This window comes from Microbacterium sp. NPDC060132, assembly GCF_042729675.1.
GTDB lineage: Bacteria > Actinomycetota > Actinomycetes > Actinomycetales > Microbacteriaceae > Microbacterium > Microbacterium sufflavum.
Genome location: NZ_JBHWXU010000001.1, coordinates 552695 through 579037, shown reverse-complemented (window position 1 = coordinate 579037; position 26343 = coordinate 552695). Strand labels below are relative to the sequence as shown.

At 71.0% G+C, this 26343-nt stretch carries 25 protein-coding genes; 9 read left to right on the top strand and 16 right to left on the bottom strand.

Annotated features, from left to right (window positions below):
* Positions 1 to 20 precede the first annotated feature (20 nt).
* The 3 genes from ACFWCH_RS02980 to ACFWCH_RS02970 are packed head-to-tail and all read left to right on the top strand — an operon-like array spanning position 21 to position 2704.
* Positions 21 to 1316 (top strand): L-fuconate dehydratase, encoded by a 1296-nt coding sequence (locus ACFWCH_RS02980; protein ID WP_136029466.1) that lies wholly within the window; start codon positions 21 to 23, stop codon positions 1314 to 1316.
* Positions 1303 to 2268, top strand: a complete 966-nt coding sequence (locus ACFWCH_RS02975) for an aldo/keto reductase (protein ID WP_136029468.1) — start codon at positions 1303 to 1305, stop codon at positions 2266 to 2268. The genes ACFWCH_RS02980 and ACFWCH_RS02975 overlap by 14 nt, the downstream gene beginning before the upstream one ends.
* Positions 2269 to 2284: 16 nt before the next feature.
* A complete protein-coding gene (locus tag ACFWCH_RS02970; RefSeq protein ID WP_136044849.1) occupies positions 2285 to 2704 on the top strand; it encodes an RbsD/FucU family protein in 420 nt (139 codons plus the stop codon).
* A gap of 129 nt (positions 2705 to 2833) precedes the next feature.
* On the opposite strand, the gene ACFWCH_RS02965 is transcribed toward ACFWCH_RS02970, so the two are convergent.
* A complete protein-coding gene (locus tag ACFWCH_RS02965) occupies positions 2834 to 3835 on the bottom strand; it encodes a LacI family DNA-binding transcriptional regulator (protein ID WP_378802876.1) in 1002 nt (333 codons plus the stop codon).
* A gap of 186 nt (positions 3836 to 4021) precedes the next feature.
* Here ACFWCH_RS02965 and ACFWCH_RS02960 point away from each other — a divergent pair, with 186 nt between their 5' ends.
* The 5 genes from ACFWCH_RS02960 to ACFWCH_RS02940 all read left to right on the top strand — a co-directional run bounded on the left by ACFWCH_RS02960 (position 4022) and on the right by ACFWCH_RS02940 (position 9461).
* Positions 4022 to 4891 carry a sugar phosphate isomerase/epimerase gene (locus ACFWCH_RS02960; protein WP_136044847.1) on the top strand — a complete coding sequence of 290 codons (870 nt, stop codon included), beginning with the start codon at positions 4022 to 4024 and terminating at the stop codon, positions 4889 to 4891.
* A 190-nt stretch (positions 4892 to 5081) separates the two neighbouring features.
* Positions 5082 to 6584 carry a sugar ABC transporter ATP-binding protein gene (locus ACFWCH_RS02955; protein WP_378802875.1) on the top strand — a complete coding sequence of 501 codons (1503 nt, stop codon included), beginning with the start codon at positions 5082 to 5084 and terminating at the stop codon, positions 6582 to 6584.
* Positions 6584 to 7618, top strand: coding sequence for an ABC transporter permease (locus tag ACFWCH_RS02950; protein ID WP_206252545.1), 1035 nt, complete (start codon positions 6584 to 6586; stop codon positions 7616 to 7618). Before ACFWCH_RS02955 ends, ACFWCH_RS02950 begins: the two co-directional genes overlap by 1 nt.
* Positions 7619 to 7775: 157 nt before the next feature.
* Positions 7776 to 8780, top strand: a complete 1005-nt coding sequence (locus tag ACFWCH_RS02945; protein ID WP_136029478.1) for an ABC transporter substrate-binding protein — start codon at positions 7776 to 7778, stop codon at positions 8778 to 8780.
* Positions 8781 to 8906: 126 nt separating this feature from the next.
* The gene (locus tag ACFWCH_RS02940) at positions 8907 to 9461 is read left to right on the top strand and encodes a glyoxalase/bleomycin resistance/extradiol dioxygenase family protein (protein ID WP_247637837.1); all 555 of its coding nucleotides are present in this window, start codon (positions 8907 to 8909) and stop codon (positions 9459 to 9461) included.
* Positions 9462 to 9591: 130 nt separating this feature from the next.
* Here the strand turns inward: ACFWCH_RS02940 and ACFWCH_RS02935 are convergent, their stop codons facing one another.
* From ACFWCH_RS02935 to ACFWCH_RS02895, 9 genes are all read right to left on the bottom strand, one after another.
* On the bottom strand, positions 9592 to 10137 hold the full coding sequence (locus tag ACFWCH_RS02935; RefSeq protein ID WP_378802874.1) for a hypothetical protein: 546 nt from the start codon (positions 10135 to 10137) through the stop codon (positions 9592 to 9594).
* A 224-nt stretch (positions 10138 to 10361) separates the two neighbouring features.
* On the bottom strand, positions 10362 to 10901 hold the full coding sequence (locus tag ACFWCH_RS02930) for a hypothetical protein (protein WP_378802873.1): 540 nt from the start codon (positions 10899 to 10901) through the stop codon (positions 10362 to 10364).
* A gap of 78 nt (positions 10902 to 10979) precedes the next feature.
* Positions 10980 to 11276, bottom strand: coding sequence for a putative quinol monooxygenase (locus ACFWCH_RS02925; RefSeq protein ID WP_136029484.1), 297 nt, complete (start codon positions 11274 to 11276; stop codon positions 10980 to 10982).
* Between the two features lie 48 nt (positions 11277 to 11324).
* A complete protein-coding gene (locus tag ACFWCH_RS02920; RefSeq protein WP_378802872.1) occupies positions 11325 to 12293 on the bottom strand; it encodes a phosphotriesterase in 969 nt (322 codons plus the stop codon).
* Complete coding sequence (locus tag ACFWCH_RS02915) at positions 12293 to 13252, bottom strand: shikimate dehydrogenase (RefSeq protein WP_136029488.1); 960 nt, start codon at positions 13250 to 13252, stop codon at positions 12293 to 12295. The genes ACFWCH_RS02920 and ACFWCH_RS02915 overlap by 1 nt, the downstream gene beginning before the upstream one ends.
* Positions 13249 to 14214: a phosphoglycerate dehydrogenase gene (locus ACFWCH_RS02910; protein WP_378802871.1), complete on the bottom strand. Its 966-nt coding sequence runs from the start codon at positions 14212 to 14214 to the stop codon at positions 13249 to 13251. The genes ACFWCH_RS02915 and ACFWCH_RS02910 overlap by 4 nt, the downstream gene beginning before the upstream one ends.
* Positions 14214 to 15704, bottom strand: coding sequence for a xylulokinase (gene xylB, locus ACFWCH_RS02905; RefSeq protein WP_378802870.1), 1491 nt, complete (start codon positions 15702 to 15704; stop codon positions 14214 to 14216). The genes ACFWCH_RS02910 and xylB overlap by 1 nt, the downstream gene beginning before the upstream one ends.
* A gap of 9 nt (positions 15705 to 15713) precedes the next feature.
* The gene (locus tag ACFWCH_RS02900; RefSeq protein ID WP_247637830.1) at positions 15714 to 16289 is read right to left on the bottom strand and encodes a glucose-6-phosphate isomerase family protein; all 576 of its coding nucleotides are present in this window, start codon (positions 16287 to 16289) and stop codon (positions 15714 to 15716) included.
* Positions 16290 to 16421: 132 nt separating this feature from the next.
* A complete protein-coding gene (locus tag ACFWCH_RS02895; RefSeq protein WP_378802869.1) occupies positions 16422 to 17396 on the bottom strand; it encodes an acetylxylan esterase in 975 nt (324 codons plus the stop codon).
* Positions 17397 to 17503: 107 nt separating this feature from the next.
* On the opposite strand from ACFWCH_RS02895, the gene ACFWCH_RS02890 reads away from it, so the two are divergent.
* Positions 17504 to 18313, top strand: coding sequence for a DeoR/GlpR family DNA-binding transcription regulator (locus ACFWCH_RS02890; protein ID WP_136029496.1), 810 nt, complete (start codon positions 17504 to 17506; stop codon positions 18311 to 18313).
* Between the two features lie 11 nt (positions 18314 to 18324).
* On the opposite strand, the gene ACFWCH_RS02885 is transcribed toward ACFWCH_RS02890, so the two are convergent.
* The 6 genes from ACFWCH_RS02885 to ACFWCH_RS02860 all read right to left on the bottom strand — a co-directional run bounded on the left by ACFWCH_RS02885 (position 18325) and on the right by ACFWCH_RS02860 (position 26164).
* Positions 18325 to 19212: a LacI family DNA-binding transcriptional regulator gene (locus tag ACFWCH_RS02885; protein WP_378802868.1), complete on the bottom strand. Its 888-nt coding sequence runs from the start codon at positions 19210 to 19212 to the stop codon at positions 18325 to 18327.
* A 68-nt stretch (positions 19213 to 19280) separates the two neighbouring features.
* Positions 19281 to 21542: an FAD-dependent oxidoreductase gene (locus tag ACFWCH_RS02880; protein ID WP_378802867.1), complete on the bottom strand. Its 2262-nt coding sequence runs from the start codon at positions 21540 to 21542 to the stop codon at positions 19281 to 19283.
* 64 nt (positions 21543 to 21606) lie between these two features.
* Complete coding sequence (locus ACFWCH_RS02875) at positions 21607 to 23016, bottom strand: BNR-4 repeat-containing protein (protein ID WP_378802866.1); 1410 nt, start codon at positions 23014 to 23016, stop codon at positions 21607 to 21609.
* Between the two features lie 10 nt (positions 23017 to 23026).
* Positions 23027 to 24358, bottom strand: coding sequence for an extracellular solute-binding protein (locus ACFWCH_RS02870; RefSeq protein WP_136035244.1), 1332 nt, complete (start codon positions 24356 to 24358; stop codon positions 23027 to 23029).
* 49 nt (positions 24359 to 24407) lie between these two features.
* The gene (locus ACFWCH_RS02865; RefSeq protein ID WP_136029501.1) at positions 24408 to 25313 is read right to left on the bottom strand and encodes a carbohydrate ABC transporter permease; all 906 of its coding nucleotides are present in this window, start codon (positions 25311 to 25313) and stop codon (positions 24408 to 24410) included.
* Positions 25310 to 26164 carry a carbohydrate ABC transporter permease gene (locus tag ACFWCH_RS02860; protein WP_205812600.1) on the bottom strand — a complete coding sequence of 285 codons (855 nt, stop codon included), beginning with the start codon at positions 26162 to 26164 and terminating at the stop codon, positions 25310 to 25312. Before ACFWCH_RS02860 ends, ACFWCH_RS02865 begins: the two co-directional genes overlap by 4 nt.
* Positions 26165 to 26343 lie beyond the last annotated feature (179 nt).

Here is a 26343-nt window from a genome sequence, read left to right as displayed (position 1 = left end):
CGTGCATGGAGAGGAATCCCGTGAGCCGTATCGTCGCCCTCGACACCACCGACATCCGCTTCCCTACGTCCCTGAGCCTGGACGGGTCGGACGCGATGAACCCCGACCCCGACTACTCCGCCGCGTACGTCATCGTGCGCACGGATGCGGAGGACGACATCGAGGGGCACGCGTTCGTGTTCACGATCGGACGGGGCAACGACGTGCAGGTGGCTGCGATCGACGCCCTCGCGGGGCACCTGGTCGGCCGGGAGCTCGAGCCGCTGCTCGACGACATGGGCGGCACCTTCCGCGAGATCATCGGCGACTCGCAGCTGCGCTGGCTCGGGCCGGAGAAGGGCGTCATGCACATGGCCATCGGCGCCGTGATCAACGCGCTGTGGGATATCAAGGCCAAGCGCGCGGGCCTGCCGCTGTGGCAGCTCCTCGCCCGGATGACGCCGGAGGAGCTGGTCGACCTGGTCGACTTCCGCTACCTCACCAACGCCCTCACCCGCGACGAGGCGCTCGACATCCTCCGCGCCGCCGAGCCCGGTCGCGCCGAGCGGGAGCAGCAGCTGCTCGCCACCGGCTACCCCGGCTACACCACCAGCCCGGGGTGGCTGGGCTACTCCGACGAGAAGCTCGAACGCCTGGCGCGCGAGGCGATGGCCGACGGCTTCACGCAGATCAAGCTCAAGGTCGGCGCCGACCTGCAGGACGACATCCGCCGCTTCCGCAAGGCGCGCGAGGTCTGCGGCCCCGACTTCCCGATCGCGATCGATGCCAACCAGCGCTGGGAGGTATCGGAGGCGATCGAGTGGGTGAACGCCCTCGCCGAGTTCCACCCCGCCTGGATCGAGGAGCCCACGAGCCCCGACGACATCCTCGGGCACGCCGAGATCGCCCGCGGGGTGGCGCCCATCCGCGTCGCCACCGGCGAGCACGCGCAGAACCGCATGATCTTCAAGCAGCTGCTGCAGGCCGACGCGATCTCCGTCATGCAGATCGACGCCGTGCGCGTGGCCGGGGTCAACGAGAACATCGCGAACCTGCTGCTCGCCGCGAAGTTCGACGTGCCGGTCTGCCCGCACGCCGGCGGCGTCGGGCTGTGCGAGGCCGTGCAGCACCTGTCGATGTTCGACTTCGTCGCCGTCTCGGGCACGCGCGAGGGCCGGCTGATCGAGTTCGTCGACCACCTGCACGAGCACTTCGTCGTGCCGACCGACATCCAGGGCGGCTCGTACATGGCGCCCACCGCGCCGGGTACCGGCATGGAGATGAAGACCGACAGCATCGCCGAGTACACCTGGACGGGTGCGCATGTCGGTGCCTGACCGCCTGGCCGTCCCGACGCTCGGCTACGGTGCCGCGAACGTCGGCAACCTGTTCCGGGAGCTGTCCGACGACGACGCCTGGGCCGTGCTGGATGCGGCGTGGGAGAGCGGCATCCGCTTCTACGACACCGCGCCGCACTACGGGCTCGGGCTGTCCGAGCGTCGTCTCGGAGCCTTCCTGCGCACGAAGCCCCGCGACGAGTACGTGCTGTCCACCAAGGTCGGACGGCTGCTGCGCCCCAACCCCGACCACGCGGGCGGTCTCGACACCGCGAACGACTTCCATGTGCCCGACACCCTGCAGCGCGTGTGGGACTTCTCGGCGGAGGGCATCCGCACGAGCCTCGACGAGTCGCGCGAACGCCTCGGCATCGAGCGCATCGACCTGCTCTACCTGCACGACCCCGAGCGCCACGACCTCGACCTCGCGCTGGCGGAGGCCCTCCCCGCGCTGGAGCAGGTGCGTGCGGACGGCGAGGTGACCGCGATCGGCATCGGCTCGATGGTGTCGGAGGCGCTCGCCGCGTCGGTGCGGGCCGCGGACCTCGACCTGGTCATGGTCGCCGGGCGGTACACGCTGCTCGAACAGCCCGCCGCGGTCGACGTGCTGCCGGCGTGCCGCGAGACCTCGACCGGCATCGTGGCGGCCTCGGTGTTCAACTCCGGGCTGCTCGCGTCGAACGAGCCGCGGCGCGACGGACGCTACGAGTACGGGCAGCTGCCGGACGAGCTGTGGGACCGGCTGGTGCGCATCGCCGCGGTGTGCGCCGACCACGGGGTGCCGCTGCCCGCGGCCGCGATCCAGTTCCCGCTGCAGTCCGACGTGGTGCGCTCGGTGGTCGTGGGCGGCAGTCGCCCCGCACAGCTGACGCAGAACGCCGAGTACGCTGCGCGGGAGATCCCGTCCGCACTGTGGGAGAACCTCGCCGCCGAGGGTCTCATCCCCGCCTGACCCGAGAGGAGCCCTCGTGCTCGAAGGAATCCACCCGCTGCTGACCGGCGAACTGCTGCTGCACCTCGACCGCATGGGGCACTCCGACGCCGTGGTCGTCGCCGATGCGCACTTCCCCGCGTGGGGGCTGGGCGCCCGGGTGGTCGACCTCCCCGGCACGACGACGCCCGAGGTCGTCGCGGCGATCCGCACGGTGCTGCCCCTCGACGATGCGCCCGGCCTCGACCTGATGGCGTCGGCCGACGGCGAGGTGCTCGACGTGCAGCGCGAGCTCATGGACGCGGCGGGCACGGCGGTCGACACGACCCGGTTCGTGGAGCGCTTCGCGTACTACGACGTCGCGAAGGACGCGTATCTCCTGGTGCGCACGGGCGAGACCCGCAAGTACGGCAACGCGCTGCTCCGCAAGGGCGTCGTCGGCCACCCCTCCGCCTGACGATCGGCTCACAACTCAGGGGAACAGCGGGGACACCCGGCCTCCCGCGCGCTACCGGCGCCGGACGCGCCCCTTCTCCGGAGGTGTGACCCGGATCCGGCGCCCACGGTGCGTGCGGTGTGATGCGGGTCAGCGGCCGCGGGTGGATTCGCGGATGATGAGCTCGGCGGGGAACGGCGGGGTCGCGGGCGGGGGAGCCGCGGGGTCGGCGAGCTGAGCCAGCAGCGCTGCACCGGCCGCGCGACCGATCTCGTAGCCGGGCTGGCGGACGCTCGTGAGCGGCACGACGCTCTGGTGCGCCTCGGCCACGTCGTCGAAGCCGACCAGCGCGATGTCCTCCGGCACGCGGATGCCGTGCCGCAGCAGCTGTGTCAGCACGCCGAGCGCCACCATGTCGTTCGCGGCGAAGATCGCGTCGGGCCGTTCGTCCGCGGGTTGCGCCACGATCTCTGCCCCCGCGGTCAGTCCGTCCTCGGTGGCGAGGTGCCCGACCTCCCGCACCTCGACCTCCGCGCCCGTGCCCGCCGTGGCGTCGCGCAGTCCCGCCAGGCGGTCGTTCGACTCGGTCACCGCGGGGTTGCCCAGGAAGAGGATGCGCCGCCGCCCGAGGTCGACGAGGTGCTCGCCGGCGAGCAGTCCGCCCGCGCGGTCGTCGAACAGCACGGAGGCGACGGTGGCGGATTCGCGGATCGGCCCGACCACGACGGAGCGGATGCCGCGATCGGCGAGTCGCTCCAGGCGCGGCACCACGTCGCCGAGCGGGTAGATGACGATGCCCTGCACGCGATGCGCCTCGAACATGTCGATGTTGCGCTGCTCGCGGTCGGCATCCCGGTCGCTGTTGCTGAAGAAGAGCGACCAGCCGCCCTCGCGCGCCACGTCGTCGACACCGCGGGACAGCTCGTGGAAGTACGGCAGCCACGCGTCGAGGAGGATCAGCGCCAGGGCCTTGCTCGACCCCGCCCGCAGCTGCCGTGCCGATTCGTTCGGTACGAAGCCCAGCTGCTCGATGGCCGCCCGCACCTTCTCCCGGCTGCCCTCCCCGAGCACGTGGGGGTGGTTGAGGTAGTTGGAGACCGTCGAGGAGGAGACGCCGGCGAGGGCGGCCACGTCTTTCACGCTGGCGGGCATCGGTCTCCTTCGTCGATACGGGCCGAGGCGACCCCGGCGGCGACACCAGGCTAGCCGAGGGATTGCAACGTGCCAAGAAAGTTCTTGACAGGCCGTCGCCGTCGGACCTAACGTGTGTCGAACCCGGAATTGGAACGTGCCAAGTCCGGACGGCGACGGTGCCGCACACCCGCCGGGAGAGGTCTCATGAACATCGGCTGTCACGGACTCGTCTGGACCGGAACCTTCGACGCCGACGGCATCCGCCTCGCGGTGGAGAAGACGAAGCAGGCCGGGTTCGACCTGATCGAGTTCCCGCTGATGGACCCGTTCACGTTCGACGTCGCGGCGGCGAAGGGCGCCCTCGCCGAGCACGGTCTCGCGGTCAGTGCCTCCCTCGGGCTCTCCGCGGAGACCGACGTCACGAGCTCCGACCCGGATGTGGTCGCGGCCGGTGAGGCGCTGCTGCTGCGCGCGGTCGACGTGCTGGCCGAGCTGGGCGGGACCCACTTCTGCGGCGTGATCTACAGCGCCATGCAGAAGTACATGGACCCGGTGACACCGGAGGGGCTCGCGTCGAGCCGTCGCACGATCGCCCGGGTCGCCGACCACGCCGCCGAGCGCGGGGTCTCGGTGTCGCTCGAGGTGGTGAACCGCTATGAGACCAACGTGCTCAACACCGCGCGGCAGGCCCTGGCGTACCTGGCGGAGGTGGACCGCCCGAACCTCGGCGTGCACCTGGACACGTACCACATGAACATCGAGGAGTCGGACATGTTCGCCCCGGTGCTCGACGCGGCTCCGGCGCTGCGGTACGTGCACATCGGCGAGAGTCACCGCGGGTATCTGGGCACCGGCACGGTCGACTTCGACACGTTCTTCAAGGCGCTCGGCCGCATCGGCTACGACGGGCCGATCGTCTTCGAGTCGTTCTCGTCGGCGGTGGTCGCTCCCGACCTCAGTCGCATGCTGGGCATCTGGCGCAACCTCTGGACCGACAACGACGAGCTCGGCGCGCACGCCAACGCCTATATCCGCGACAAGCTCGTGGCGGTCGACTCGATCCGGCTGCACTGAGCCGGGTCAGCGGCGACGGGATCCTCGGTCGAGATCAAGATGTTATTACAGGTCTTCCCGATCGAATGATCTTTAGATACATTTAGATACAACTTGCACCAGCCCGGGTGCAGGACGCAGAATTGATCCGATGTTTACGGCGGAATGATCCGCCAATCGCGAGACGACCTCCAAGGAAGCAGGTGAGCGCATGAGTGGACCCATCCTCAGGGTCGAGGGGATCAGCAAGGGATTCCCCGGCGTGCAGGCGCTGAAGGATGTGCACCTCGAGGTGCGCGAGGGCGAGGTGCTCGTGCTCGTGGGAGAGAACGGCGCCGGCAAGTCCACGCTGATGAAGATCCTCTCCGGCATCTACACCAAGGACGAGGGCACCATCACGTTCGAGGACCGCGAGGTCGAGCTCACCAGCCCGCTGCAGGCGCAGGAGCTCGGCATCACGATCATCCATCAGGAGCTCAACCTGATGCCCGACCTCACCGTCGCCCAGAACATCTATGTCGGCCGCGAGCCCACGACCGGCCCGTTCCTGTCGGAGCGCAAGCTCAACACGCAGACGGCGGAGCTGCTCCAGCGCCTCGGCATCCACCTCAACCCGCGACAGCTCGTCGGCGAGCTCACGGTGGCCGAGCAGCAGATGGTCGAGATCGCCAAGGCACTGTCGTTCAACGCCAAGGTGCTCATCATGGACGAGCCCACCTCGGCCCTCACCGACAGCGAGGTCGAGACGCTGTTCGTGCTGATCGAGCAGCTCAAGGCGCGCGGCACCGGCATCGTCTACATCTCACACCGGATGGACGAGCTGCGGCGCCTCGCCGACCGCGTGACCGTCCTCCGCGACGGCACATACATCGGATCACTCGACAAGGCGGAGATCACGATCCCGAAGATCATCGAGATGATGGTCGGCCGCGTGATCGACGAGGGGACCCGCCCGCAGGCCCGCGAGCACCTGAACGACCCGGTCGTGCTCGACGTGCAGGGGCTGTCGACGAAGACCCTCCTGAAAGACGTGTCGTTCCAGCTGCACAAGGGCGAGATCCTCGGGTTCGCCGGCCTCATGGGCGCGGGACGCACCGAGACCGCCCGTGCCGTGATCGGCGCCGACCACCGCGACGGCGGCACCATCACCATCGGCGGGCGCCAGGCGCGCATCGCCCAGCCCGCCGACGCGGTCAAGCACGGCGTGGGCTACCTCTCCGAAGACCGCAAGCTGCTCGGGCTCATGCTCGAACAGGACGTCACGTTCAACACCGTGCTCGCCTCGCTCGGCAGCTACGCCAACGGCATCGGCTGGATGGGCGACGGCAAGGCCAAGAACCGCACCAAGGAGTACGTGCAGCAGCTGCGCGTGAAGACCCCCTCGGTCAACCAGGTCGTCAAGCTGCTCTCCGGAGGGAACCAGCAGAAGGTCGTCATCGCCCGGTGGCTGATGCGCGACTGCGACATCCTCATCTTCGACGAGCCGACGCGAGGCATCGACGTCGGCGCGAAGGAGGAGATCTACCGCCTCATGCAGCAGCTCGCCGACAGCGGCAAGTCCATCATCGTCATCTCGTCGGAGCTCCCCGAGATCCTGCGCGTCGCGAACCGCATCGCCGTGTTCGCGAACGGGCGCATCACCGGGACGCTCCGCAACGAGGAAGCCAGCCAGGAGAAGATCATGCAACTCGCAGCCCACGGGGAGGAAGACTGATGAGCACCCCACAGCAGCCCGGAGGGTCGACGACGACCATCATCCAGACGGCCGTGAACGAGAACACCGACAAGCGCGACATCGGCGGATTCCTGAAGCGCCAGTTCCAGCAGTCGCTGGCCTTCGGCACCCTGATCGTGCTGGTCATCTTCTTCTCGATCGCCAGCCCCAACTTCTTCACCTTCAGCAACATCGCCACCGTGCTGCTGTCGACCGCGGTCATCGGCATCCTCGCCCTCGGCACCACGTTCGTCATCATCACGGGCGGCATCGACCTGTCGATCGGCACCGGCATGGCCCTGTGCGCCGTGATGACCGGCGTGATCGTCACCAACCTCGGCCTCCCCGTCTGGCTGGGCGTGATCGGCGGCATCGCGACCGGGGTGCTGATGGGCCTCATCAACGGCGTGAACATCACGTTCCTCCGCCTTCCCCCGTTCATCGCCACGCTCGCGATGATGATGATCGCCGGCGGCCTCGCCCTCGTCATCTCGAACGTCGCGCCGATCTACTTCTCGACCTCGGCGCCCGACTTCAAGAAGATCGCGCTCGGCGTGATCATCCCCGGCATCCCCAACGCCGTGCTGATCACCGCCGCCCTCGCGATCGTCGCCTACCTCGTGCTGTCGAAGACGCTCCTCGGCCGCTACACCTTCGCGATCGGCTCGAACGAGGAGGCCACCCGCCTCTCCGGTGTGAACACGCGCCGCTGGACGATCCTCATCTACATGTTCGCCGGGGCCTTCACCGGAGTCGCGGGCATCGTGATCGCCTCGCGCCTCGACTCCGCCCAGCCGCAGATCGGCACCGGGTACGAGCTGCAGGCCATCGCGGCCGTCATCATCGGCGGCACCTCGCTCCTCGGCGGACGCGGCTCGATCCTCGGCACCGTGATCGGCGCGCTGATCATGAGCGTGCTCGTGAACGGACTGCGCATCATGTCGATCCAGACCGAGTGGCAGAACATCGTCGTCGGCGTGGTCGTGCTGCTGGCGGTCTTCCTCGACTCGCTGCGCAACCGGCAGCGCACCTGAGACCAGGGCGGCGGCGAAACCCGTGCCCGCCGCCGCCCCACCCGGCCCCGGCCGGACCCGCGGAGTCCCTCCGCACAGGCACCAGGAATGTCCCACAGTCGGCCCTGGCCGGCATCACACAGAACCATCCGGCTCGTACTCAAACAATGGAGTTTTCATGAAATTCGGGAAGAAGACCGCCTTCGCAGCCCTCGTGGCCGCTTCCGCGCTCGTGTTCGCCGGCTGTGCCGGCGGTGGCGGCGACGTCATCGAGGAAGGCTCCGGCTCCGGCAGCGGCAGCGGCGACGGCGAGATGTACATCGCGCTCGTCTCGAAGGGCTTCCAGCACCAGTTCTGGCAGGCCGTGAAGAAGGGTGCGGAGCAGAAGGCCGAGGAGCTCGGCGTGAAGATCACGTTCGAGGGCCCCGCCGCGGAGACCGAGATCGCGCAGCAGCTCGAGATGCTGACCGCCGCGATCGACAAGAACCCCGACGCCATCGCCTACGCCGCGCTCGACCCCGAGGCGTGCGTCGCCCCGCTCGAGCAGGCGAAGTCGAAGGACATCCCGGTGGTCTACTTCGACGCCCCGTGCGACGGCGACGTGGGCCTGAGCCTCTCCGCGACCGACAGCAAGGTCGCCGGTGCGCTCGCGGCCGAGCACATGGCCGAGCTGATCGGCGGCGAGGGGCAGGTCGCGATCGTCGGCCACTCGCAGATCAACTCGACCGGTGTCGAGCGTCGCGACGGCTTCGTCGAGAAGATCGAGTCGGACTACCCCGACATCGAGATCGTCGACATCCAGTACGGTGACGGCGACCACCTCAAGTCGGCCGACATCGCCAAGACGCTGATCGCCGCCCACCCCGACCTCAAGGGCATCTACGGCACCAACGAGGGCTCCGCGATCGGTGTCGTGAACGCCGTCAACGAGCTGGGCCTGGAGAAGGGCAAGATCACCATCGTCGGCTTCGACTCCGGCGCCGCGCAGATCAACGCGATCAAGGACGGCACCATGGCCGGCGCCATCACGCAGGACCCGATCGGCATCGGCGCGCAGGTCGTGCAGGCCGCATACGACGCCGCGAACGGCGACGACGTCGAGGAGTTCTACGACACCGGTTCCTACTGGTACGACAAGAACAACATCGACGACGACAAGATCGCCGCGGTGCTCTACGAGTGACAACCCGCTGAACCACGGAGCCCCTCGCCTTGCGGCGGGGGGCTTCGTGTTTCCGGGACGGGAGGATCATCAGGACAGGATCTGACCGCGGTGCACGGCATCCTGTGCGGAACGAAAGGATGCACCATGCCCACACCTGCTCCCGTTCCTGCCGGGTCGAACACCGTCAACCCCTTCCTCCTGACCGACGATGCCGCCCGCATCATCGATTTCGTGATCGAGGTCTTCGATGCCTCGGATGTGCCCCAGGCGCGAACGCTCGACACCGACGGCCTGATCCTGCATTCCGAGCTGCGCATCGGGGACTCGATGATCACGGTCGCCGACCGCAAGCCGGACTGGCCGTTCACCCCCGGGTTCCTCCAGGTGTACGTCGTCGACGTGGAGGCGACGCTGGCGCGGGCCGTCGCCCTCGGCGCCCGCGTCGTGACCACACCGACCGACTTCTTCGGTGACACGCTTGCGCGGTTCGTCGACCCCTCGGGCAACCTCTGGTGGGTCTACCGGCACGCCGCCCAGGAGCAGACCGACGACACGAGCGGTGAAGACGAGGCCTGGTCCACGGATGGCGCCGACACCGCCGAGGACTGGTCGAGCTTCACATCGCCGGAGTTGGACTACATCCACGAGAGCCTGGTCCAGGCGATCGCATCGCTCCGGGACCCGCGACTGCCGAGCTGACGGGATTGCAACCGTGTTGTTGATCCGCGCGCACACGCCCGTCGCCGACTCGACCTGAGCAGGGGAGGCCGGAGGACACCCCGGCGGTCTCCGTCGACGCCCCCCCTGCGGCGGCGACGGGACGGGAGGATCAGCAGCCGGCTGCGGTGGGCTGCTCGTCGCATGTGTAGCGGACGAGAGCGGACGTGGCCTCGTAGATGCGGATGCCCTGGGCGGGCCCGGCGACCGACAGCTCTCCCGCGACGGGGAACCAGCCGTTGCCCAGGTCGACCTCTGCCGTGTAGCGGACCGTGGTGACGGCGGTGTAGGTGCCGCGGTCGCGGTAGACGTGGCTCGTCGGAGTCGGGGTGAACTGCGGCTGGTGGGCGGCGGCCCAGGTGCGGCCCCCGGTGGCGGTGGTGGCGCTGGTGCCGTCGCCGAACGTGGTGTCGAACGCGACGGGGGTGAAGCGCACCGTGACGGCCAGGTCGAGGATGGTGCCCTGCTGCGTGTGCGCGGTCGCGGCGGTGACGAAGTTCGTCGGAAGCCCCGCGACCCCGACCCCACCCGGCTCGGCCGCCGTGGCGACCGGCTCGGGAGCGAACCGGGCGAGATCCGAGATGGTGAGCGGGTCGCCGTCGGCGCTGGTGACACGGACACCGTAGATCCCGCACGAAGCCTTGTACGGGTACGGCACAGTGGCGCACGGGTCGGCCGGCTTCGGCGCGGCGCTGCCGTTCTTCCGACCGCGGGGAGCGCTGTCGCCGCGCGGTGCGGGGGTGGTCTGGGTTGCGGTGACGGTGAGGCTGGACGTACCGACGGTCGATAGCCAGGCTGATTCTTCACCGCCACCCGGGGGTGGCGATGTCGGCGGAACGGTGGTCGTCAGAGAAAGCAGGGCAAGCAGCGCCACTGTCGACGTCAGCATTCGAGCTCCTTGGTTGCATCACTCGAAACGATCGCCAATCCTGTGCTCGTCAGCGCAGGCTTCAATTGCAATTCCAGTGCCTGCCGAGGCTGCCGGTCGGTCGACACGACGGACGCTCCGGTGGAATCCAAGACATCAACGTGCGACACGTCAATGCACAGTCTGGCGGTCACGTCCTCGCCGTCGTAGGAGATGGGGGTGAAGTGATCGAAGGTGGTCTCGCCGACCCGCCTCCATCCCTCTGCGTCGTAGTAGCTGTACGCCTTCTTGGCAGAGGAAAGCGCGTCTGCTCGCAACCACTTGTAGACGTCCTCGAATGTCCTCGCGTCGGTCAGTACGGTCGCATTGCCGGCGTCGTTGTAGGCGCGATACGTGGCCTCGGCGGCGGCGAAGGCGTCCTTCTTCGAGGCGAACAGCGGGGTCGGCGTCGGAGACGGGGAGGGTTTCGGATCGGCAGTGCAGCCGGTGAGCAGGACGAGGGAGACGGCGAGGGCGGCGAGGGAGCGCGTCGAAAGGGAGTGGGGACGAGTCACCGGGCCACGGTACGTGCAACGCCGGCGCGTCGGTCCGGGTTGTCCACAGGAGCCCGCGCGCGCACCTCGGACAGGGGCTCAGACGCGGCGGAGGAAGGTGAGGATCGAGGCCGGCTCGACGATCAGCTCCTGCAGCGCGGCGTTGAACGGGACCCCGGCGGACGCCGCGAGGTGCTCCTGGAACGCGGCCTCGTCGCGGTACACCTCGTATACGAAGAAGCGGTCGGGGTCGTCGACGAGTCGCGTGGCGTCGAACACCACGTTGCCCTCCTCGGCGCGGACGATCTCGGCGAACTCTCGCAGGAGTGCGGCGACCCGGTCGGCTGCCCCGGGCTTCGCGGTGAAGACGGCGTGCAGGATGGTGGGTTCGGTCATGGGGGCTCCTCGGGTGGAGGCGACGAGACGGCGTCGGGCGGCGCGGTCTCAGTGGTCGAGGGTGAGCAGTCGTGCGGGCGTGTGCACGAGCATACGCTGCACGGCCGCATCGCCGACCGCGTCGCGCAGTCGCGGCAGGTACCGGTCGCCGAGGTAGGCGAGCCCGGGCATCCCGCCGTAGGCGATGTACCGCGTGCGCCGGGCGACGTCGCCGCCGAGCACGATGCGGTCGCCCGCGCCGCGTTCCACCACGGCGGCGGTCAGGGCCAGCAGCTCCGCGTCGGATCGGGTGCGCGGACGGGCGAAGCCGTCGTAGCCGAGGTGGGCGCCGCGCTCCGCGAGCGACACGTGAAGTCCGGGGTCGGGGTCGCGGTCGGCGTGGGCGAGCACCACCCGATCGCTCGCCACGCCCTCGGCCGCGAGCAGATCGAGCACCTCGTGCGCCGCCGTGCAGAACTCCAGGTGCACCATGACGGGGGCACCGGTCTCGCGGTGCGCGGCCGCCACCGCGTCGAGGGTCGTGCGCTCGAACGGGCTGATGCGCCAATAGTCGATGCCCGCCTTGAGCATCCCCGCGCGCACCGGGGCGCCCGCGGGCGAGGTCGCGACGGGCACGTCGGGTGCGGCGAACACCGCGTCGTCGGAGGCGGGCATGCCGCGGGTGAGGTCCGCCACGAACAGTGCGGACAGCCGCTCCGCGTCCCACACCTGCATCGGGTGGTCGTCGCCGTAGTGGGCTTCGCGGTGCCGCCCCGTGGTCGCGACGATGCCCAGTCCGGTCGCCGCGCTGATGCGGGCCACGGCCTCCGGGTTCCGGGCGAGCCCGAACGGCGTGGCGTCGACCATCGCGTCGAAGCCGCTCGTCTGCAGCGCCGCCGCCTCGTCGCCCGACGCCTGCTCGTCGTCGAGCTCGTCGCCCGGCAGCAGCGGCGACACCTGGAACAGGTGCTCGTGGTAGTTCACGCGCCCGAGCTCCGACGCGTCGACGTCGCCGAGCACCGTGCGCACGACGGGCATCAGCGCACCGACTCCGCTGCCGCGGCCAGCCGCTCCACGGTCTCGGGCGTCAGCTCCAGCTCGAACACATCGGCCACCACCTGCGACCAGCCGTGGATGAAGTAGCGCCAGCCGTCGACCACGTGCAGGTCGCGCGACGCGCGCTGCGCCTCGGCCTGGTGCAGGAACTCCAGCGACCCGCGGTAGTTGAACTCCCACGCGTACGCGCCCGCGGGGAACACGACCGCGTCGCTGAGCGGCGAGCCGGGACGGTCCTTGCCGAGCCCCGTGGCGTTCGCGATCACGGAACCCGCGGGCGCCGCCGCCACCAGCGCATCGGCCTCCTCCGGCGTCTCCGTCACCACGTAGCGCAGCAGGTCGTCGGGGGTGCCGTGCTGGCGGTGCACCTCGCGCAGGTGGTCGAGCTTGTCCTGCGTGCGCGCGGTCACCGTGATGCGGGCGGGGGCGTCGGTGCGCTCCGCGAGGGCCCAGCTGAGCGCGGTGCCCGAGCCGCCCGCACCCAGGATGACGACCTCCGCCCCGGTGCGGGCGAAGTGGTCGGCGGGCAGGAAGTCGTTCAGGGCGAGGTCGACCGTGATCGGATCCTTCGCGCGGCCCGACAGGCGCGAGCCCCGCTTGGCGATGCTGGAGATCTCGGAGCACGACACCGCGAACGGGTCGAGCTCGTCGAACAGGTCGGACGCCGCCGCGTACACATTCATCTTGTGCGTGGTCACCAGGGCGCCCCGGTGGTGGGGGTCGTCGCGGATCTGCTCCACCATCGCGCGGTACTGCGCGGGGTCGGCGTCCATCGGCAGGTCGTGGCCCACGAGCCTGCGGGTCGGGAGGTCGAGGATGTCGGCCCACAGCGGGAACACCTTCATGATCGACGACGAGGCGGTGGTCACGCCCACGAACCCCATGTAGTCGGCGGTGGCGGTGTCCGCGGCGGGTGCCGCGGTGTCGGCGGTGGTGGTCATCGCATCTCCTGGGGAACGGGCACGGGGTGGGCGGGCTCGGCGCCGCGCAGCACGGCGATCACGTCGTCGAGCGACAGGGAGCCCATGTTGTCGACGGCCTGGGTGGTCTGCGCGCCGAGGTGGGGGGTGACGATCACGCGGTCGACGAGATCGGCCGCGAGCAGCGGGCTGTCGTGGGCGGCGGTGTCGCCGTCGAGTGTGTCGGCCGCATAGCCGGCGAGCGTGCCGTCGCGCAGGGCCTCGGCCACCGCCTGTTCGTCGACCAGGTCGCCGCGGGCCGTGTTCACCAGCACCGTGCCGCGGCGCATGTCCGCGAGGCGCTCGGCGTCGACCAGCCGCTGTCCGCCCGGGGCGTGCAGGGTGATCACGTCGGCCGCGCGGAACAGCTCGTCGAACGGGACCGGCTCCGCGCCCTGCGCCCGCACGAGCTCGACGGGAAGGAACGGGTCGGCCGCGAGCACCCGGGAGCCGAAGCCGCTCAGGCGCCGCGCGACACCCTGGCCGATACGGCCGAAGCCCACGATGCCCACGGTCGCGGCGCCGAGCTCGCGGCCGCGCCGCACACCCCAGTCGCCCGCTCGCACCCGGCGGTCGCCGTCTGGCACGAACCGGAGTGCCGCGAGCATGAGTCCCACCGCGTGGTCGGCGACCGCGTCGGCGTTGGCGCCCGGGGTGTTCGTGACGGGGATGCCGCGCTCCCGGGCCGCCGCGAGATCGACGGCCTCGGTGCCCACGCCGTAGCGCGCCACCACCTTGAGCTTCGGTGCCGCGGCGAGGTGCGCCTCGGTCACGGGACCGGTGCCCGCGATCCACGCGTCGGCGCCGTGCAGCAGCGACCGCAGCTCGTCGAGGTCGTGATGCGCGGGCCCGCGGAGGATGCGGTGCCCCGCCCGCGCCGCGCGCTCCACCAGGTCGAGGTCGCCGTCGGAGAACGAGCGACTGGTGACGAGGATGACGCCCATCAGCGTGGCCGTCCGGCGAACCAGGGCGCGAGCGCGGTGTAGGCGTCGGCGAACCGGGCATGCCGTTCGGCGTACACCGCGTGCCGGGCGGGGTCGGGCGTGAACTCGGCTGTGACCTCGCTCAGCGCCCGCGCCGCCGAGAAGTCGGTGAGCCCGAGACCCACGGCTCCGGTGACCGCCGCGCCGAGGCTGTTCGCCTCTTCCACGATCGTGCGCCGCCGCACGGGCACGCCCCACACGTCCGCGAGCACGGAGAGGTACACGTCGCTCTGGGCCCCGCCGCCCACCGCGTCGATGCGGCCGATCACGGCGCCCGACTCCCGGAACGCCTGGATGCACGTGAGCAGGTTGAACGCGGTGCCCTCCAGTACGGCCCGCACCAGGTGCGCCCGGCCGTGATGGCGCGCGAGACCCACGAACGCCCCGCGGGCGTCCGGGTCCCACAGCGGAGAGCGCTCGCCGAGCAGATAGGGGAGGAAGTAGAGGTCGTCGGTGTCGACGTCGGCCGAGGCCTCGGCGGTCAGGCGCCCGGTCTCGGGGTGCGCGGGATCGGGCGACAGCGCCTCCGCGATCCACTGCACCGACGCGCCGCCCGCCTGCATGGTGGCCGTCGGGACGAACGAGCCGGGCACGACGTTGTCGAACGTGAAGGTGCGCATGGCCGGGTCGTGCAGCGGGGCGTCCGCCGCGAACGAGATCCACGACGAGGTGCCCAGGCAGACATAGGCGCCGTCCTCGGGGGCCACGACGCCGGAGCCGACCGCGGCCAGGGGTCCGTCGCCGCCGCCCATCACCACGCGCACGCCGGTGTGCAGGCCCAGGGCCTCGGCCGCCGCGGGGGTGAGGGGACCTGCGATCTGCGTCGACTCCAGGATCTCGGGGAACAGGGCCGGGTCGAGCCGAGCGGCTGCCAGCACCTCGCTCGACCACGTGCCGGCGGCCTGGTCGTAGGCGTTCATGCCCGAGGCGTCGGAGCGGTCGGTGGCCAGGCGCCCGGTGAGCCGCAGCACGATGAAGTCCTTCGCGACGCACACCCGGCGCACGCGCGACCACACGTCGGGCTCGTTGTCGCGCACCCACATGATCTTCTCGACCGAGTAGGTGGGGTTCAGGCGGTGGCCGAGGATGCCGTACGCCCGCTCGGCGCCGAGCACGGCCTCGAGCTCGCGCTGCTGCGCACCGGCGCGGGTGTCGGCCCAGATGATGGCGGGACGCGCGGGCTCGCCGTCGCCGTCGAGCAGCACGGCGCCCATCATCTGTCCGCTCACCACGAGCCCCGCGACGTCGGAGGGTGCGGTGGCCGTGCGTGCGAGCAGGTTGCGGGTGGCGGCGACGACCGCGTTCCACCAGTCGTCGGGGTTCTGCTCGGCGATCCCGCCCGCGGCGAAGTGTGCGGGATACGGCACCGTGACCGCGGCGATCAGGCGGCCGTCGTCATGGTGCAGCGAGGCCTTGTTGCCGGTGGTGCCGAGGTCGTGCGCGATCAGCATGGCCGGAGCCTATTCCGCGTACGGGCGCAGGTCGACGCCGGACTCCGCACGGTAGGCGCGCGAGCCCATGCCGTGCTCCAGCACCCACCCGTAGTCGTGCCCCGCGCCGCCCGGGTAGACGGCGAGGAAGGCGTAGGGCTCGTCGCCGGTGTTGACCGAGCGGTGCGCCCAGCCCGGGGGGATGTAGCCGATGGTGCCGGGGAGCATGTCGAGCCACTCGGTGCGCTCGCCGTCGAACATGAGCAGTCCGCCGCGGCCCTTCAGCGCCAGGTAGATCTCGCCCTGGTGGTCGGGGTGCTGGTGGCCCTTCGTCATCCACAGCTCGCCCGACGTGTCGCCGGGCATGATCGTCGTGATCGACTGCGGCAGCTCGCGGTCGACCTCGGGCACGGGGGAGCTGACGACGGTGTAGACCACCGGGTCGTCGCCCGATGCGGAGGCGGCCCAGGCGTCGTGATCCCGGAACAGGCCCTCGAGGTCGGACATCCGCCGCGTGAGCGTGGGGCCCTCGGGGGAGAGCGTCAGCTTCTCGGCGTCGAAGGTGATGGCCATCGGCGGGATCGGCGGGGTCTGGTACTCGGGCATCGATGCTCCTCGGACGGGATGCTGCGGCGCTGCGCAACCTGTAATGACAAGCTCACTGTACCTGTTATGACAGGTTGCGTCCAGTGCTCGCGTGCGCGGACCCGCGTGCGCGCCTGCGGCATCTCCGGGCGCTCACCGGGCGAGCACGCGCTCCAGATGTTCCCGGCCCTCGCGGATCGCCGCCGCCGTGACGGCCGCCCACCCGGGGTACTCGGCGTGCCCGGCTGGGAGTACGGCGAGCTCGACCTCGCGGGCACCGGCGGCCACGGCGAACTGCCCCTGCGGCGGCACGTACTGGTCCCACAGGGCGGCCTCCACGCGCACCGGCATGCGCGCGAAGCCGATGCTCGTGGAGGAGTCGAACCAGCGCAGCACCTCCCGCGCCTCGGGGTGGCGGCGCACGTGCTGCCGCACGGTCTCGCCGCTGCCGAGGCACCGCACGGCGAGGCGCTCGTCGTACTGCCCGAAGCTCGGCACGATGAGCGTCGCGCCCACGAAGCGCTCGTCCCAGGGCAGCGCCAGCGCACCGATGCCGCCGCCGAAGCTCTCACCGACGTAGTACAGCGGCAGCTCCCCGACGAGGGCGGACAGGGCGTCGGCCGCCAACCACAGGTCGCGCGCGCAGAGGCCGAGCACGTAGCGCTCCGGGTCGTCGATGCCGGCGAGCACGTGCTCCGCGGTCGACTCGGGTGCGCCCACCCCGGCGTTGAGGGCGCCGAGGCCGCGGGCGACCGGGAAGATCGCCGCGAGGCCCTCGGGCACGCGCGCGAGGTCGACCTCCTCGCGGCCGCCGTAGCCGTGGCTGTGGACGACGCCGGCCCGCGGTCGCCCGTCGAGGGGCTCCACGACCCAGGCCCGCAGACGCACGCCGTCGACGCCGCTGTGCTCGACCACCGACACCCTCCGCCCGTGCTCGACCGCCGACGACAGCACGACGGGAGCCGCGTCCACCGCGGCGGCCTCACGGCGCCAGCGCCGCCACCGCTCCGCGAAACCCGGCGGGGCGGGCGCGGGCGGGACCGCGCGCAGGTCGGCCTCGGTGCGTCCGTAGCGGCCGTCGAACGCGGCAGCGGGGAACCAGGTGGCGTAGGGCTCGGGGAGGGTCATGCGACGTCGGGGATCCTGTTCCGGGAGTGGGGCGGGCGGGGGTGGGTCGACCGCGGCGGGCCGTGGGGGCGCGTGGCAGACTGGAGGCCCCACCGGAAGGAGACCGCGTGCTGGTCACGGAGCGACGCGAGCGCATCCTCGCCCTCACCCGCGACCGCGGTACGGCCTCCATCGGCGAACTCGCCGCCACGCTGCAGGTGAGCGAGATGACGGTGCGGCGCGACATCGACCAGCTCGCCGAGGAAGGCGCCGTCGAGCGCATCCGCGGGGGTGTGCGCGTGCGCGGCCCGCAGCGGCTGCTCCCGGCTCCCGCGATCTCGGACGAGCGGCGCGCGATCGTCGCCGCGGCCGCCGCGCTCGTGGAGCCCGGCATGGCCGTCGGCATCTCCGGGGGAGCCACCGCGCTCGCCCTCGCGCGCGCGCTCGTGCAGGTCCCCGAGCTCACGGTCGTCACCAACGCGCTCCCGGTGTCCGACCTCTTCTCGCCGCCCGAACGCGCCGACGCGCCCTACACGCAGACCGTCGTGCTCACCGGGGGCGTCCGCACGCCGTCGCAGGCCCTCGTCGGCCCCGTGGCCGTGCGCGCGCTCGAGCACCTGCACTGCGACCTCGTCTTCCTCGACGCGCACGGCCTCGACGTGCAGGCGGGCATGACCACGATGAACCTGCTCGAGGCCGAGACGAACCGCGCGCTCATGGCCGCCGGCCGCGAGGTCGTGGTGCTCGCCGAGCACGACCGCTGGGGCGTGGTCGGTCTCACGACGGTGGCCGACCTCAGCGACATCGACCGTCTCATCACCGACGACGGGCTCGACGACGCGGCCAGGGAGGCGCTCGACGCCCACGTCGGAACCCTGCACCTCGCGCCGCGCGACGCCGGCGACGAGCGGGCGCTCGCCACGGCCCTGGCGGACTGAGTCCGCGACGGTCATCGAGCCGTGCTCGCCCGACGGACGAGCCGGGCATCGACGGTCACGTGCCGCACCGGGAGGTCGGCTCCGGGCGGGGCGGCGATCTGACGCTCCAGCTCGGTGAACGCGGCATCGACGAGCTTCTCGTGGTCGGGGGCGATCGTCGTGAGCGCGGGGACCGCGAAGCGCGCGGCGCGGATGTCGTCGATCCCCACCACCGCGACATCGGCCGGCACCCGTCGCCCCCGCCCCTGCAGGGCAGCGAGAGCGCCGAGGGCCACCGAGTCGTTCGAGCACACGAGGCCGTCGAGGTCGGAGATCGCGGCGGCCATGGCGCCCGCCACCCGCTCGCCCTCCTCCGCCGTGAACGCATCGACCTGCGCGGTGAGGACGGGGTCGGCGGGAAGCCCCGCGGCCGCGAGGGCCTCCAGGTATCCGGTGTGCCGCCGGTCCGCCGCATCCGAGGGGCGCGCGTCGCGGCGCCCGACGAAGCCGATGCGACGACAGCCGACCGCCAGGAGATGCTCGGTGGCCGTGAACGCCGCCGCGCGGTTGTCGATCGTCACGTGCGTGAACGGGCTCACCTGGATGTGCTCGCCCAGCAGCACGAGCGGGCCCGGCGACGTGCGGCGGGTGAGGTCGGCCACCGTGAGGGAGCGCGGGATGTGGATGAGACCGTCGATCGGCGGGAGCCCCACACCGTTCGCGACGTCGATCTCGCGGCCGTGGTCGCCCTCGGTCTGGACGATGAGCACGGCGAGACCGCGCTCATCGGCGGCGCGCACGATGCGCGACCCCAGCTCGGCGAAGTAGGGCTCCTCCAGGTGCGGCACCGCGAGCGCGATGAGGCCCGTGCGGGTGGCGCGCGCGGCGGGGAGCACGCGGCCGCCGGGCGAGGTGGTCACCTGCGGCCTCCTGGAGGGACGACGGTCGCCGCCGTGCCGGCGGATGCCCTTCACGTTAGCGCTCTCCGTCACGATTGCACCCGGAACGCGACGACCCTGGCCTCCGCGGCCCCGTTCGTGCGCTCCACCACGAGGCGCGCCGCGGTGAACGGCCCGAGGTCGGCGGGGAGCGGGTGCACCCGCAGTCGATGGCGGTTGTCGTGCTCCTCGGCGACCACGCGCCACTCGCCCGCACCGGGCGCCTGCACCTCGACGCGGTAGTCGCGCACGAGCGGGGGCATCACCTCGTCGGGGCTGCGGTGGTGGTGCAGCGTGTTGAGCTCGAGGTCGACGTCGTCGTCGAACACCAGACGCACCTCCGCGGCCTCGACGGGGTGCTCCCAGTCCAGCCGGAGCCAGGCGGGCCCGTCCGCCGCGGGGTCCGACGCCCACAGGTGGGGTCCGCCGAAGGGCCGGTTGTACCCCGACGTCGCCCGCTCCGGGGCCAGCGCCTCCGAGGGCGGGCTCGTGCGGAACACGGGGCTGCGTCCGCGCAGGGGCTTCGTCGGCCACTGCACCAGCAGGCCGTCGCGGTCGACCTCGACGTTGCGGTCGTCGTTGTCGACGCGGTGCACCAGCGTGAGCACGCCGGGCGGCAGCGGAGACGTCAGGTGCGCGTGCACGCCGGGGGCGGCCCTCACCACGACGATCGCGTTCTGGGGCTCGTCCGGGGCGAACGGGGTGTCCGCGCGCACCCACGAGGGTCCGCCGGCCGGAACCTCCACCACGGTGCGGTGCTCGAGCCGCGCGGGCACGACGTTCTGCGGGCGACCCGTCGACCACACCTCGACGGTGACCTGCGTGTTGGCCTCGGCGGAGAGCAGGAGCTCGGTCGTCTCCAGTCGCGGATGCACCGGAACCACGATGCCGAGGTCTTCGACGAGCGCGTGCGGGACGGCGTCCGCGGTGGCGCTCGCCGCGGTGCCGATGGTGCGCAGCGTGCTGGAGGCGGTCACGGCCGCGGTGCGGGCGAGGTCGGAGTCGTCCTCGTTGGCGACGCCGATGAGGCTGGCGTCGGCGCGCAGCAGCGTCTGGCGCAGCTCCGCGCGGTGCTGCTCGTACAGCTCGCGCGGGGTGGCGTCGAACGCATAGCAGAGGGCGGCGGCGGTGCCCGCGGCCTCACCCATCGCGGCGCAGGTGGCCATGACCCGCGCGGCACCGAACGCGATGTGCGTCGCGGAGATGTCGCGACCGGCCATGAGCAGGTTGTCGACGTTGACGGAGTACAGCGACCGGAACGGGATCTCGAACACCCCGTCGGAGAAGCGCTGCACCGCGCCGGCGCCCGTCGCGTACATGCCCTCGGCGGGGTGCAGGTCGATGGACCAGCCGCCGAACGCGATGCCGTCGTCGAACGACGTCTGCTCCAGGATGTCCTGCTGGCGCAGCGTGTAGTCGCCGATGAAGCGGCGGTACTCGCGCTTGCCGGGGATGTTCCCGATCCACTCCAGGGTGAGGGTGTCGGCGTCGAACTCGCCGGAGTTCTTGATGTGGTCCCAGATGCCCAGGATCACCGAGCGCAGCTCGTCGCGGATCGCCTCGTTGTCGTCGACGATGTCGAGCGTGCCACCCCATTCGATCCACCAGTAGTGGGCGCCGCTGTCGCCGCTGCGGATGATGCGGGAGGACGGGATCGGCGTCGTCGAGATGTCCTTCGCGCTCTCGGGGGCGACGTACTTGACCGGGTGCCCGAGGTCCTTCGTGTAGAACAGCAGCGTCGAGCCGAGGAACTCCCGCACCGGCTGCTCGGGGGCCCAGTCCTCGCCGAACTCGCTCCTGCTCTCCTTGCCGAGCCGGTGCCGCGCACCGACCAGGCGCCCCACCAGGCCGTCGCCCGTGCAGTCGATGAACAGCGGTGCACGGAACACCGTGCGGATCTCCGAGCCCATCGTCCACCCGGTGACCGACCGGACCCGACGGGCGTCGTCGGGTCCGGTGGCCTCGGCCTCGAGCACCTCGGTGTTGAGGAAGAGGGTGAGGTGGGGCTCCCGGCGCACGATGTCGAGCACCACGTCGTCCCAGTACACCGGGTTGCCCTCGGGGTTGCGGTACTGGTTTTCGCGGTACATCTCGCCGATGATCCCGGTCTCGCGCGCCCAGCGCTGATTGCCGTGCGCGGTCGCCCCGCACACCCACACCCGCACCTCCGACGAGGAGTTGCCGCCGAGCACCGGCCGGTTGTTGATCAGCACGGTACGTCGGCCGAGGCGGGCGGCCGCGACGGCGGCGCTCACTCCGGCGAGGCCGCCGCCGACGACGATGATGTCGGCTTCGACGGTCTGGGTGCGCATGGGGGTCCTTTCGGGGGTGGGGAGAGGGGTGCCGCTCAGAGGGCGGCTGCGGAGGCGGCGGTGGTCACGAGCCCGTGTCCGTGCAGCCGCCGGCGTCGCCGCGCAGGGCGGACACGATCGCGGCGAGGGAGGTGCCGCCCTGCTGCCCGTCGCGCGGCACCTCGGCGTGGCGGAGGGTGCCGCCGCCCGGAACCGCGGGTGCGCTCAGGTACACCACATCGGTGCCGTCATCGCGCGTGGCCGCCCGGAGGCGCTGCTGCCCGGTGACCGGGTCGCCGACGGCCTCGACCGCCCAGCCTGACGCGCCGGACGTGTGCGACAGCAGCACCGTCTGCGTGCGGGTCACTCCGCAGTCCTGCACCGACACCACGGCGTAGACACGGGTCTCGGAGCCCGCGGTCGTGGTGTCCAGCGCGGCGATCGTCTGCACGCCGCTGCCGAGGGCGCCGGTGTCCACGAGGGTCTCGCTCGTCCAGGCCGAGCCGTTCCAGGTGGCCCAGCGCACGTCGAAGTCGTTCTCGGTCGTGTCGGCGTAGCGGTACGTGACACCGACCAGCGCGCCGTCGGCGATCGCCATCTTCGCGGTCTGCACGGCGGGCACGGCGTCGCCGATGGTCTCGCCCTGCTCGTACCCGCGCCACACGACCGCCCCGGGGGTGTCCGGACGGATCGGGGTGGGCAGGGCCTGGCCGGCGACGTCGCGGAAGCCGCCCGTGGCCGGGTCGTACACCGCGTACGAGCCGAGGTGACGGTAGGGGTCGGCGGGCCAGGGCCCCCACTCCCACAGCACGTGCACCCTGCCGTCGGCATCGACCTCGAGGTCGTCCGGGTAGAAGGAGTGGTTGACGGCGGCGGCGATCACGGTCTCGCGGGCCCACGTGCCGACGGCGGGATCGTAGTGGTACAGCACGCCGTCCCTGCGGGCCTGCGGGTCGGCGCCGACGCGGACCATGAGCCATACGTCCCCGTCCGCGCCCTGGGCGGTCACCGGGTACGAGATCGCGGCACCGGCGTCGGGCATCTCGGCGCTGACGTCGACGAGCGAGGTGACGTCGAACGGCGTCGTGGAGCGGAAGTACTTCCAGGGCTCGTGGTGCATCGACACGAACGCGTGGATGTGTCCGTCCCCGTCGACGGCGAGCGACGGCTGGTTGTGGCCGTTGTCGTCGTCGTACTCGGCGCAGACGCCCGTGGCGAGCTTCAGGCACCCCGAGGTCCACGTGCCGTCCGCGGTGCGCACGGCGACGTTCACCCGGTGCTTCGCGGCGACCGAGCCCGGCACGTTGTAGGCGAAGAAGGTGCGGTCGCCGACGACGACGAGCGGGTTCCACCAGCCGGACTGGTTGGAGCTGTCGACCGTGACGGGCAGGGTCTCGACGGTGGTGGTCGTGACGTCGGCCTGTGCGGGCACGGCGAGCGCGACGGCGGCGACCACGGCGGCGACGGCGGCGCCGGTCTTCGAGCGGAAGGACATGGCGGCGGCCTCAGCCCAGCAGCTTCTGCGCTTCGTCGCCGGCCTGGGACATGGCGTCCTTGGCGCTCTGCTGGCCCACGAGCACGGCCTGCACGCGGTCGGCGATGGCGGTCTCGATCTGCGCGTACTGGGGGAACTGCCAGAACGGGTTGGTGGTGGCGGTCGCGGTGATCTTCTCCGCGAAGCGGGCACCGAACGCATCGGACGAGACGACCTCGGACGTCTGGGCCTCTTCGGTCACGGGCGGCAGGCCCCGCAGCTCGTAGTCGCCGAGCACGGCGTCGAGGTCGCTCGTGGCCCACTGCCCGAAGTCGGCGGCGGTGCGCGCGCTGTCGCCCTCGCCTCCGCCGACGATCGCGATCGCGCCGCCCCAGACGAGCGCGCGCGGGGTGTCGCCCTTCTTCAGGACCGGCCGCGACTCGGGCACGAGCTTGGACGCGAGGTCCGGGTCCGGCGAGTCCTTGGTGACGGAGCCGCGGCCCACCGGGGCGTCGTCGTAGATGGCGGCACGCCCCTGCGCGAACAGGGAGCGGGCGTCGAAGCGGTCGACGTCGGCGGCGATGAGGCCCTGGTCGTACAGCGACTTGTACCAGGACACCGCCTCGATGCTCGCGTCGTCGCCGATCGTGACCTCGCCGTCCTTGACGAGGTCGCTGCCGAAGGTCTGCATCCAGATGAGGATGTCCTTGAGCTGGGCGGCCTTGGTGGAGGCGGCGTAGGGGATGAGCCCGCCGCCGAGGCCCTTGAGCTTCTTCAGCGACGACTCGAAGTCGTCGACCGTGGTCGGGAACTGCGAGATGCCGGCCTTGTCGAGGATCTCAGAGTTGGTGATGAGGCCGATCGCGCCGATGGTCCACGGGAACGCGTACTGCACGCCGTCGAGCTGAGTGGCCTCGAGGCTGGAGGCCGTGTAGCCGCGGTCCTTCGTGAGCGCCGAGACGTCTTCGAGCTTGCCGAGGGCGGCGAGGGAGGCGAGCCAGGCGACGTCGACGTGGGCGGCGCCCGTGAACTGCCCGCCGCGCACCTGCAGCATGAGCTGCTTGAAGTACTCGTTGTAGGGGAACGACACCTCGGTGATGCCGACCTTCTGGGCGCTGGTGTAGCCCTCCAGCAGGGCGCGGGTGGCCGGGGCCGCGGCCTCTTCGGTGAGCGACCAGCTCGAGAACGAGAAGTCGGTGGCGGTGAAGTCGCCGGTGCCGAAGGCGGAGCCGGCGGACGACGCGGGGCTGGTGGAGCCGCTGCCGCCGCCGCTCGGCATGCAGCCGGCGAGCAGGAGGCCGGCGGCGCCGAGCCCGGCGAACTGGAGGAGCTGGCGACGGGAGACGGTGGTGTTCTCGGACATGGGGGTGCTCTCTCTTCTTCGAGGGACTGCGGGTGAGGGGTGGTGCGGGTCAGCCCTTGACCGCGCCGGCGGTGAGACCGCCGACGAGGAAGCGCTGCAGGGCGATGAACGCGATGGCCACGGGGAGCGAGACCACGAGCGAGGCCGCCATGAGCTCCGGCCAGGCGGTCGACGCCTCGCCGATGAACGTGTTGACGAGGCCGGGCGGCAGGGTCTGCTTGTCGGGTCCGGCCAGGGTGAGGGCGAAGATGAAGTCGTTCCAGCCGCGGACGAACGCGAACAGTCCGGCGGCGATGAGGCCGGGGGCCGCGAGCGGCAGGACGATCGAGTGGATGATGCGCATCCGGGAGGCGCCGTCGACGCGGGCGGCCTCGATGAGCTCGTCCGGGATCGTGTCGAAGAAGCCCTTCAGCATCCACACGCACAGCGGCAGCGTGAACGTGGTGAACGACAGCACCAGCGCCGTGTAGGTGTTCAGCAGCCCGTAGGCCGAGAACACCGCGTAGAGGGTGATGAGCAGCAGCGCCTGCGGGAACATCTGCGATGCCAGCACGAAGTACATGAGGCTGCGGCGCCCGCGGTAGCGGAACTTCGAGAACGCGTAGCCCATGTAGGCGGAGACCAGCACCGAGAGGATCGCGGTGATGACCGAGACCACGATGCTGTTGCGGAGGTAGCCGAACAGCGCGGGGTTGTTCGCGAGCGCGGCATAGGCCTCGAAGGTGATCTCCGTGGGGAAGAGCTTGGGCGGGTAGCTGAACACCTCGGTGCGCGGGGTGAGGGAGGTCGCGAGCAGCCAGTACACGGGCAGCAGCGCGAACCCGCCGAACACGACCACGGCGATCCAGGCACTGATGGTGGAGGCGCGGCGGTCGGCGCGGGCGCGGCGGCGCCGCGGGGGAGCGGGCGGGGCGGCGACGGCGGTCACCGTCTCCTCGGTCAGCACGGCGGTCATCGCTTCTCTCCCTTTTCGGACAGGCGGACGTAGACGACGACGAGCGCCATCAGCAGGACCATCCAGAGGAGCCCGATCGCGCCGGCGTGACCGAGGTCGAAGCCGTCGAACGCGGTCTCGTACACCGCCGTGGCGAAGGTCTGGGTGGAGCCGGCGGGGCCGCCGCCGGTGAGGACGTAGATGATGTCGAAGTGCTGGAAGTTCCAGATGAACTCCAGCAGGATCACGAGCCCGATGATGCCGCTCATCTGCGGGACCGTGATGGAGAAGAAGCGGCGGATGGTCCCGGCGCCGTCGATCTCCGCGGCCTCGTGCAGTTCGATCGGGACGGTCTGCAGGCCGGCGAGGAGCATGACCATCATCCAGGGGAACGACTGCCAGGTCTTCGCGACGATGACGGCGATCATGGCGGTGGTGGGGTTCGCGAGCCACGCCTGCGGGGAGTCGATGAGTCCCACGGTCTCCAGGGCCGCGTTGAGCACGCCGTAGTTGGCGTTGAAGATCCACATCCACAGGAACGACACGACCACGCCGGGGATCAGCCAGGGGATGAGCATGAGGCCGCGCAGCACCTTGGCACCGCGGATGCGCGTGTTGAGGGCGAGCGCGAGACCGAAGCCGATGACGAACGGCGCGATGGTCGTGCCGAGCGTGAAGACGAGGGTCTGCACGAGGAGCTGGACGAACTCCCCGGTGAGGACGTCGACGATGTTCTGGAAGCCGACGAACTCGCGTCCCGGTTCGACGAGGCTCTGCTTGTAGAACGCGGTGATCAGCGCGGTGATGAGCGGGTACACGACGACCGCGGCGAGGAGCGCGAGGCCGGGGGCCGTGAGGAGGAGCGCGAACATCCCGTCGGAGAGGCGACGGGGGCGGCGACCTGTTCCTATCTGTGAGGAAATGGTCTGTTCTGTCATCTAGGTCATCCTTGGCCTGGGGTGATGTGTCCGCACGCTCGCGGTGCGGTCTCGGGCTTCCTCAGTATTTCCGGCAGATTACGGGCTCGTCAACCGGAGAGCCCAAGAGTGAT

Bases quoted from the DNA above. Each gene is read 5' to 3' on its own strand.
- ACFWCH_RS02895 (WP_378802869.1), bottom strand. From the start codon at position 17,396: ATGACCCTCCCCGAGCCCTACGCCACCTGGTTCCCCGCTGCCGCGTTC.
- ACFWCH_RS02865 (WP_136029501.1), bottom strand. From the start codon at position 25,313: ATGACCGCCGTGCTGACCGAGGAGACGGTGACCGCCGTCGCCGCCCCG.
- ACFWCH_RS02960 (WP_136044847.1), top strand. From the start codon at position 4,022: ATGAACATCGGCTGTCACGGACTCGTCTGGACCGGAACCTTCGACGCC.
- ACFWCH_RS02940 (WP_247637837.1), top strand. From the start codon at position 8,907: ATGCCCACACCTGCTCCCGTTCCTGCCGGGTCGAACACCGTCAACCCC.
- ACFWCH_RS02915 (WP_136029488.1), bottom strand. From the start codon at position 13,252: ATGACCACCACCGCCGACACCGCGGCACCCGCCGCGGACACCGCCACC.
- ACFWCH_RS02880 (WP_378802867.1), bottom strand. From the start codon at position 21,542: ATGCGCACCCAGACCGTCGAAGCCGACATCATCGTCGTCGGCGGCGGC.
- ACFWCH_RS02920 (WP_378802872.1), bottom strand. From the start codon at position 12,293: ATGCCCGTCGTGCGCACGGTGCTCGGCGACGTCGACGCGTCGGAGCTC.
- ACFWCH_RS02870 (WP_136035244.1), bottom strand. From the start codon at position 24,358: ATGTCCGAGAACACCACCGTCTCCCGTCGCCAGCTCCTCCAGTTCGCC.
- xylB (WP_378802870.1), bottom strand. From the start codon at position 15,704: ATGCTGATCGCGCACGACCTCGGCACCACCGGCAACAAGGCCTCGCTG.
- ACFWCH_RS02950 (WP_206252545.1), top strand. From the start codon at position 6,584: ATGAGCACCCCACAGCAGCCCGGAGGGTCGACGACGACCATCATCCAG.
- ACFWCH_RS02945 (WP_136029478.1), top strand. From the start codon at position 7,776: ATGAAATTCGGGAAGAAGACCGCCTTCGCAGCCCTCGTGGCCGCTTCC.
- ACFWCH_RS02965 (WP_378802876.1), bottom strand. From the start codon at position 3,835: ATGCCCGCCAGCGTGAAAGACGTGGCCGCCCTCGCCGGCGTCTCCTCC.
- ACFWCH_RS02860 (WP_205812600.1), bottom strand. From the start codon at position 26,164: ATGTTCGCGCTCCTCCTCACGGCCCCCGGCCTCGCGCTCCTCGCCGCG.
- ACFWCH_RS02955 (WP_378802875.1), top strand. From the start codon at position 5,082: ATGAGTGGACCCATCCTCAGGGTCGAGGGGATCAGCAAGGGATTCCCC.
- ACFWCH_RS02925 (WP_136029484.1), bottom strand. From the start codon at position 11,276: ATGACCGAACCCACCATCCTGCACGCCGTCTTCACCGCGAAGCCCGGG.
- ACFWCH_RS02900 (WP_247637830.1), bottom strand. From the start codon at position 16,289: ATGCCCGAGTACCAGACCCCGCCGATCCCGCCGATGGCCATCACCTTC.
- ACFWCH_RS02975 (WP_136029468.1), top strand. From the start codon at position 1,303: ATGTCGGTGCCTGACCGCCTGGCCGTCCCGACGCTCGGCTACGGTGCC.
- ACFWCH_RS02875 (WP_378802866.1), bottom strand. From the start codon at position 23,016: ATGTCCTTCCGCTCGAAGACCGGCGCCGCCGTCGCCGCCGTGGTCGCC.
- ACFWCH_RS02910 (WP_378802871.1), bottom strand. From the start codon at position 14,214: ATGGGCGTCATCCTCGTCACCAGTCGCTCGTTCTCCGACGGCGACCTC.